This is a genomic window from Terriglobus sp. YAF25 (assembly GCF_052113305.1).
Taxonomy (GTDB): Bacteria; Acidobacteriota; Terriglobia; order Terriglobales; family Acidobacteriaceae; genus Terriglobus.
Genome location: NZ_JBFRCY010001051.1, coordinates 1 through 1069, shown reverse-complemented (window position 1 = coordinate 1069; position 1069 = coordinate 1). Strand labels below are relative to the sequence as shown.

General features: G+C 58.4%; 1 protein-coding gene. It reads left to right on the top strand.

Going from position 1 to position 1069, the window contains the following annotated elements; all coding sequences use genetic code 11:
* Window positions 1–139 precede the first annotated feature (139 nt).
* Window positions 140–1069 (top strand): carboxypeptidase regulatory-like domain-containing protein (locus AB4043_RS26455; RefSeq protein ID WP_442308649.1); only part of this gene is annotated, 930 nt, incomplete at its 3' end.

The window sequence follows — 1069 nt, the reverse complement described above, 5'->3', positions numbered from 1 at the left end:
TCCGTACACCAAGGCGGCGAGTGAAGAAGAGGCGATCAAGATTGGCCTTGCTGTTCGCGATGATATGCAGCGCCAGATTCCCAGCAAGAAAGCTCTCTACCAGTAAAGCGGGCGTTGGCCCGCGGAAGGATGAAACGCGATGAAGAGAATGCTGACGTTGTTGCTCCTGTTGTTGCCGGTACCGCGCCTCTCGGCGCAGACCGACCGGGCGACGTTGACCGGTGCGATTACGGACGCTTCGGGTGCGCGAATCGCCGGTGCAAAGATTGTCCTCACGTCTGCCAATACTGAGACGCGGCGTGAGGCAGTGACGAACAAGGCCGGTCTGTACACCGTGACCTCACTCTCCACCGGAATATATACGGTGGAGGTTGAGGCAGGTGGATTCGCGAAGTACCAGGTAGATGATCTGACACTCGATGTAGGCCAGACGCGCACGCTCGATATGAAGCTGGCGGTTGCCGGTGAATCGACGCAGATCGAGGTGAGCCCTGATTCGGGGCTCTCGAAGTCTTCTGCGGAGATTGGCGGTGTGGTGCATGGTAAGCAGGCGACGGATGTACCGCTGAATGGCCGGAACTATATCGGTCTGGTCTCGCTGGCGCCGGGCGTGATTGATGGAGGTACGGGAACGCAGCAGGATATGCGCTTCGCCGGTCTGTCGGACGAAGACAACACCTGGCATCTGGATGGCGTCGATAACTCCGGCATCAATCACCAGTATCAGAAGGTGGATCTTCATCTGCAGGTATCCACTGAGGCGATTGCGGAGTTTCGTGCCAACGGCGTTGTCTACAGCGCCGATCAGGGCGGAACGGCAGGTGGGCAGGTTGAGGTGGTCTCCAAGACCGGCGGCGACAAGTTTCATGGGGCGTTGTGGGAGTATCTGCGTAACGATGTCTTCGATGCTGCTCCGTGGGGAGCGAATGGCGTGCTGCCTCCGCTTCGTTTGAATAACTTTGGGGCGAACCTGGGTGGGCCCATTCTTCGCAAGAAGCTCTTCTTCTTTGCGAACTACGATGCTCTGCGCCAGGTTATCGATCAGACGCTGACAGGCACGGTGCCGAGC